Source organism: Noviherbaspirillum aerium (assembly GCF_008929045.1).
Classification (GTDB): domain Bacteria; phylum Pseudomonadota; class Gammaproteobacteria; order Burkholderiales; family Burkholderiaceae_D; genus Noviherbaspirillum; species Noviherbaspirillum aerium.
Genome location: NZ_VFAH01000055.1, coordinates 1 through 6,768, shown reverse-complemented (window position 1 = coordinate 6,768; position 6,768 = coordinate 1). Strand labels below are relative to the sequence as shown.

Below are 6,768 nucleotides of genomic sequence, written 5' to 3'. Positions count from 1 at the left end.
CTTACGCATGGTGGAGGTTTCCTTTGTTGGTTGGTTTTGACTTCGACAATCAAATTGTCCAACAAAAACCTCTACCGCCTTACTCCCGCCTCAGTTCCCTGCCGTACACCACTTCCGACTTTAACTCCCGAGCCAGGCAATGCCGGCATTGCATATCAAAAAGTCATGAATTGCTCCCCCGGCCAGATCAACAAATAGATTCAATTCAGGCAGTGAAGGCGGTGGTAGACTAATTTTTCCCGAAAAGGGGGTAGTGACGTTTACCGCAAGCCTCCCGGCGTGCCCGTTAAGCTAGTCTGCGCCGGAGGGAGTGGCTGGATCACACCAACGAGAGAGAGGTTTCAAGAAGATGAGGAACTACCCGAAGAGCCCAGTCATGGGACAGATGATGAGCGAGCCCTTGCTCATCTCCAGCATCATCGAGCATGCCGACCGCTACTACGGCGCCAACGAAATCGTATCCCGCCGCGTCGAAGGTGACATCCATCGCTATACCTATCGTGACTGCCACAAGCGCGCGCGCCAGATGGCCAACGCGCTCGGCGGCCTTGGCGTGAAAATGGGCGACCGCGTGGCAACGCTGGCCTGGAACGGCTACCGCCACCTCGAGTTGTACTACGCGATTTCCGGGTCCGGCGCGGTGATGCATACCATCAACCCTCGCCTGCACCCGGAACAGATCGCCTACATCGCCAACCATGCGGAGGACCAGTACCTGTTCTTCGACCTGAATTTCCTGCCGCTGGTGGAAGCGTTTGCCGCCCACTGCAAGACGGTCAAGGGCTTTGTGATGATGTGCGCACCTGACCGCATGCCGTCCGAGAGCAAGATCGCCAACCTGCTGTGCTACGAGGATCTGATCGAGGCCAGCTCGGATAATTACGAGTGGCCGCTGTTCGACGAAAACTCCGCTTCCAGCCTGTGCTACACCTCGGGCACGACCGGCAATCCCAAGGGCGCGCTCTATTCGCATCGCTCGACGGTCCTGCATTCCTATGCCTCAGCCATGCCGGATGCCCTTAACGTCTCCGCGCGCGACGTCGTGCTGCCGGTGGTGCCGATGTTCCACGTCAATGCCTGGGGCCTGCCGTACTCGGTGCCGCTGACCGGCGCCAAGATGGTCTTTCCGGGACCTGCGCTGGATGGAAAATCGCTGTTCGAGCTGTTCGAGCAGGAGCAGGTAACCTTCTCCGCGGGCGTGCCGACCGTCTGGCTCGGACTGCTGACCCATGTTGGCCAGAGCAACCTCACGTTCTCATCCTTCAAGCGCACGGTGATCGGTGGATCGGCCTGCCCGCCGGCGATGATGAAGGCCTTCCGCAACCAGTACGACGTGGAGGTGGTGCATGCCTGGGGCATGACCGAAATGTCGCCGCTGGGGACGGCCTGCACGCTGCAGGCGCATCACCTGACCCTGCCGCCGGAAAAGCAGCAGGCCATCCTGGGGAAACAGGGCCATGCGATTTTCGGCGTGGACATGAAGATCGTCGACGACGACGGCAAGGAACTGCCGTGGGACGGCAAGACCTACGGCAACCTGCTAGTCAAGGGACCGTGGATCATCAGCAGTTATTTCAAGAACGAGGGCGGTGACGTGCTGGAGGAAGGCTGGTTCCCGACCGGCGACGTGGCTACCATCGACCCCGACGGGTACATGCAGATCACGGACCGTAGCAAGGACGTGATCAAGTCCGGCGGCGAGTGGATCGGTTCGATCGACCTGGAGAACATCGCCATGGCACATCCGGCTGTGCAGCAGGCCGCCTGCATTGGCGTGTTCCATCCGAAATGGGATGAGCGGCCGCTGCTGGTGGTGGTGAAGAAACCGGGCGCGGAAGTAACGAAGGAAGAGCTGATCAGGTTCTACGACGGCAAGATTGCAAAGTGGTGGACACCGGATGACGTCGCATTCGTCGATGCACTGCCGATCGGCGCTACCGGCAAGGTTTTGAAGAACCGGATACGCGAGCAATTCAAGGATTACAAGCTGCCTGCCACGTGATCCACCGGTCGGTGACTGATGCGACTGCCCATGGATAAACGGATTGGGGAAGGAATCGGGCATTTCGGCGACTTCCAGTACGAGATCTACTTCAAGCCACTGCAAGGCATCCTGCGGCGATTGCCTGTCGACTTCGGGAACTGGAGGCGCACTACGGCGGCAATGACTCCGTCGGTGCTCAACTATGTGCAGCGATGACGCGACGCAGAAAGGCAATGGCGCCGCCTTCAGCTACGCTAGCCTGATGCCGCGGATGATGGTAAACTATTCTAGATATGAGGTGTCGATCGAGTTGTTCGGCCTGCGATCCCCTAGCCAGTTGCTCACAGTGCCGGTTGGCGTGACCGGCCTGTGCATTTAGAACGGGCACGGCGACCTTGCCTCGGTCCGGGTCTCGGTCCTCACGCAAGTTGCGTTGGTGGCATCGACACTATCCAACGATCCTCTGGAAACGATGGCGCAAACCCTTGGCGACAAGCCGGGATTTTTCCAGCTTTACACCGCAAGGACAAGGCGCTGACGCAAATCCTGTGCACCGCGCCGAAGCGATCCATACAAGAAACCGCAGTAAATCTTGTTCGGGACCGATCCCGGTTGCAATAAGTAACCGGTTCGTCGTTCAACGTAATGTCCAACCAAATGACCCTGTTGCTGGCGCCGCGTCGCCTACTGCTTGTATTTTTCTATGATTGACACTTCACTTTACGACACTGATACGGTCCTCAATGTCCTCCGCGTTGAAAACCTTGACAAGGATCGATTCGTCGGAAAAAGCCACTTCATGGGAAGCCCGCGCGTTTTTGGCGGTCAAGTACTTGGACAATCCTTGTATGCTGCTTCGACGACTGTGGACGGCCGTCCTCCGCACTCGATGCATGCGATGTTCCTTCTGCCTGGCGACCTACATCTACCTATCGAGTATCTGGTCGAGCGGGTGCGTGATGGCGGCACCTTCAGCACTCGGCGCGTTGTAGCCACTCAGGAGGGCCGTCGTCTATTCGTGATGTCAGCATCCTTCCAAGCTCCGGAAGATGGTCTTTCACATCAGAAGTCCAGTGGTGAAAACCGAGATCCAAATACGATGCCCAGCTCGCTGGAAAGCTGGAAACAGCGGGGGGAAGCGCAGGGCACAGCCTACTATCCAGTGCCGATCGATTTTCGTGGATATCCTGACGGGGACATCTTCAATGCTGGCGTCAGCGTGCCGCACAAGCGGGTATGGATGCGAGCGCCACGCAAGATCGATGATGATTATAGAATTCACCAAGCACTGTTTGCGTACGTATCGGACTATGGCTTACTCAGCACCTGTCTGCAGCCACACGGCTATAAGGTGGGCGACCCGCGGCTACAGCTTGCCAGCCTGGATCACTCAATTTGGTTCCATCGGCCCTTCCGCATGGACGACTGGCTGCTATTTGTGATGGACAGCCCCAATGCATCAGGCGGACGTGGGCTTACCCTAGGCCACGTCTATAATCGGCTAGGGGAGATGGTAGCAACCATGGCCCAAGAAGGGATGATCCGGGTACGTGAGACAAGGTAACAGTATCCTTTCCAAGCTTATACCAAATCCGAACATAAGCGAACCGCGTGTGGCGGTGGAGGTCTGAAGAAGACACGGTTCTGTCCCGTAGGCGGCCATGTAGACGCCAGAAGCGTTGCAGGGACTGCAACAATACAACTTCGACTTGTGCTTACTAGGGAAGAACCGAACGGGCGACGACGGCTGCGCTATATCGCCCTGGCGCATTTGAAGGGAGGCAAGAGCTATACCGATGTGGCCGCCGCCCTGCGTACCACTCGTCATACCGTCGCACGCTGGGAGAGATGGTTCGAACGCGATGGCCTCAAGGGCTTGGCTAGCAAGCGCCGCTATTGGTGCAATCAGCGGCTACCTAGAACGCAGAAAGAGGAGCCTGTATAAGGATGATGCTGGAGTGAATCGATCAGAAGCAGCCCGAGCACGGCTGGCCCTTGAGCAGACGACGGTCATTCACGTGAGCAGGACTGCCTCGGCGAATCAACGCACCAGGAACCCGAGATTATCGTGATTGTCGAATGCATTTCTTTAAAGAATGCCAACAGGAGAATTCAAATGAAGATGCGCACACTGGGACGACAAGGCTTGACGGTTTCCGCGCTCGGTCTCGGCTGCATGGGCATGTCGGAGTTCTATGGCCGCGGTGACGAAGCAGAATCGATTGCCACCCTTCACCGCGCGCTCGAATGCGGCATTAACTTTCTGGATACGGCCGACATGTACGGTCCGTTCACCAACGAGAAGCTGGTCGGCAAGGCGATCCGCGACCGGCGCGATCAGGTGGTCCTCGCAACCAAGTTTGGCAACGTGCGCGGCGACAACGGCGAGTTTCTCGGTGTGCGCGGCGATCCGGAGTATGTGAAGCAGGCCTGCGATGCCTCCCTGCAGCGGCTAGGTGTCGACCATATCGACCTGTATTATCAGCATCGGGTCGATCCCAATGTGCCCATTGAGGAAACCATCGGCGCAATGGTGGATCTGGTGCAAGCAGGCAAGGTGCGCTTTCTCGGCATGTCCGAAGCTGCGCCGGAGACGATCCGGCGCGCACACCAGGTCCATCCAATCAGCGCGCTACAGACCGAGTATTCGCTCTGGAGCCGCGACCCCGAGCAAGCCATCCTGCCTGCCATGCGCGAACTTGGAATCGGCTATGTCGCGTACAGTCCGCTCGGGCGCGGGTTCTTGACCGGCCAAATCACGCGCATCGAGGACCTCGACGAGAGCGACTACCGGCGCCATTCGCCGCGCTTTCAGGGCGAGAACTTCCAGCGCAACCTGGATTTGGTGACCGAAGTTGGGCGCATCGCTGCAGAGAAGGGCTGCACCCCGGCCCAGCTCGCGCTCGCCTGGGTTCTGGCGCAGGGCGAAGATATCGTGGCGATCCCCGGCAGCAAGAGGCGGCCGCATCTGGAGGACAACGTTCGTGCGCTTGACGTCCGACTGAGCACTGAGGACCTCGCCCGTATTGACCGTATTCTGCCACCCGGCGCTGCCGCCGGAGAACGTTATGCCGCGCCGCAAATGCAGGCCTTGAACCGATGAGCCCCATGGACCGGCAAACACTGGACGGGCGCGTCGTGATCGTCACCGGCGGCGGACGCGGGCTGGGACGGGCGATGACCCAGGGGTTGGCTCGGGCCGGAGCGTGCGTGGTCGCCACTGCCGCACGGGAAAGCGCCGAACTGGAACAGGTGGCCGCCGAGATTCATGCAGAGTGCGGCGACCAGCGTGTGCTGCCGGTAATCGCGGATGTGCGCATTGCAGAGGATTGCGAACGGGTCGTGAACGCGGCGCTGGCGCGCTGGCAGCGTCTGGACGTTCTGGTCAACAATGCCGGACGCGGCATGAAGTACGCCAGCGAGCGTTTTCTTGTCGAGCCACCCCGGTTCTGGGAAGTACAGCCGGAGATCTGGCGCATGGTGATTGATACCAACGTGAACGGCCCTTTTCTGATGGCGCGCGCCGCCGTTCCGCACCTTTTACGCGCCGGCTGGGGACGCATCGTTAACATCTCGATGAACTACGAAACCATGCGCCGGCGCGGCTTTTCGCCTTACGGTCCGTCCAAGGCCGCGCTGGAATCCGAAACCATCATCTGGGCGCAGGATCTGGAAGGCACCGGTGTAACGGTCAACGCACTGCTTCCTGGCGGAGTAACCGCGACCGGCATGATCCCGCCGGCCCTGCCCGATGCAGTACGCGCTACACTGCTCGATCCGCAGATCATCGTGCCGCCACTGTTGTGGCTGGTCTCGGCGGATTCGGATGGCATCAACGGCCGCCGCGTGCTCGCCAACCACTGGAACGGCAGCAATCCGGCGCCTGCGATCGACGAGGCCGGCTGGACGCGTTCCTGACGCCTACGCCGAATTAAAATTTACTGAAGAGTAAAGTGGACCCGATCCAGTGGAGAAGGCATCGCCCTATCACTGACTGTCATACGAACCGGCGTGCCGCGCACGGCGCCGCGCAAACCCAGCCGGCGCATTGGGCTTGTCATACAACAACATGGTGATTTGCTGAGAATAGGGGGAGAATCGGTTTCATGGCATCAGTCGCTGATAAGGAGGCTGCCATGGCAACGTCGTCGATTCACCAGTGCACCTGCCCAATCTGTCGGTCAGGGCGGCAGCATCCTGACCGGGTCTATCATCATCACATCAATGTCCTCATGAGCCGGCTCAGCGAACCACAGCGGCGCTGGTTCGCTGCCGTGGAGGCGTTACATATCGGGCAGGGCGGTAAGCAGTTGCTGGCACGGATCACTGGCATGAGTCCAACGACGATTCTGCGTGGATGCGTTGAGATCAAGGCTGACCTAACTCAGGCTCCTGATGTTCACTTGCGTGCGGCAGGTGGAGGCCGGCCCGCTGCTGAAGACCAGGATCCTGGACTTGAAGCGGCACTGCTCGAACTGCTCGAGTCTGAAACCGCTGGGGATCCCATGGGGCGCCGCGCCAAGGCCAGCGCAGTTCGCTGCGACATTTAAGTCAGGCACTCACAGCACGAGGCCATCCGGCGAGCCGCATGACGGTTGCAAAATTGCTGCACAAATTCGAGTTCTCCCCGAAGGCCAATGCGCGCCGCACAGAAGCCAGGGGAGCATCGCCCAAAGAGCGAAACGCACAGTTTGAACACATAGACGAGCAGCGTAGCCAATTCAAAGCCACAGGCGCCCCCATCATCAGCGTGGATACCAAAAAAATCTATGGTCACCCTCCTT

Annotated in this window: 10 protein-coding genes; all 10 read left to right on the top strand. The window is 59.2% G+C overall.

Features of this window, described 5'->3' with window-relative positions; genetic code table 11:
• Nucleotides 1-198: hypothetical protein (locus FH061_RS31425; protein WP_225984984.1), on the top strand; the 198-nt coding region annotated here is incomplete at its 5' end.
• 151 nt (nt 199-349) lie between these two features.
• On the top strand, nt 350-2,002 hold the full coding sequence (locus tag FH061_RS29900) for a 3-(methylthio)propionyl-CoA ligase (protein WP_151639470.1): 1,653 nt from the start codon (nt 350-352) through the stop codon (nt 2,000-2,002).
• 30 nt (nt 2,003-2,032) lie between these two features.
• Entirely contained in the window at nt 2,033-2,200 is a 168-nt protein-coding gene (locus FH061_RS30820; protein ID WP_192805335.1) for a hypothetical protein, read from the top strand.
• Nucleotides 2,187-2,363 (top strand): hypothetical protein, encoded by a 177-nt coding sequence (locus FH061_RS31970; RefSeq protein ID WP_404822533.1) that lies wholly within the window; start codon nt 2,187-2,189, stop codon nt 2,361-2,363. The genes FH061_RS30820 and FH061_RS31970 overlap by 14 nt, the downstream gene beginning before the upstream one ends.
• Before the next feature lie 324 nt (nt 2,364-2,687).
• On the top strand, nt 2,688-3,548 hold the full coding sequence (locus tag FH061_RS29895; RefSeq protein ID WP_151639469.1) for an acyl-CoA thioesterase: 861 nt from the start codon (nt 2,688-2,690) through the stop codon (nt 3,546-3,548).
• A 147-nt stretch (nt 3,549-3,695) separates the two neighbouring features.
• On the top strand, nt 3,696-3,929 hold the full coding sequence (locus FH061_RS31965) for a helix-turn-helix domain-containing protein (RefSeq protein WP_192805334.1): 234 nt from the start codon (nt 3,696-3,698) through the stop codon (nt 3,927-3,929).
• Nucleotides 3,930-4,100: 171 nt separating this feature from the next.
• A complete protein-coding gene (locus tag FH061_RS29885) occupies nt 4,101-5,087 on the top strand; it encodes an aldo/keto reductase (RefSeq protein WP_151639468.1) in 987 nt (328 codons plus the stop codon).
• Nucleotides 5,088-5,092: 5 nt separating this feature from the next.
• Nucleotides 5,093-5,902 carry an SDR family NAD(P)-dependent oxidoreductase gene (locus FH061_RS29880; RefSeq protein WP_151639467.1) on the top strand — a complete coding sequence of 270 codons (810 nt, stop codon included), beginning with the start codon at nt 5,093-5,095 and terminating at the stop codon, nt 5,900-5,902.
• Between the two features lie 218 nt (nt 5,903-6,120).
• The gene (locus FH061_RS29875; protein ID WP_151639466.1) at nt 6,121-6,534 is read left to right on the top strand and encodes a hypothetical protein; all 414 of its coding nucleotides are present in this window, start codon (nt 6,121-6,123) and stop codon (nt 6,532-6,534) included.
• 38 nt (nt 6,535-6,572) lie between these two features.
• A partial coding sequence (locus tag FH061_RS29870) for an ISAzo13-like element transposase-related protein (RefSeq protein WP_449867000.1) occupies nt 6,573-6,768 on the top strand: 196 nt, incomplete at its 3' end.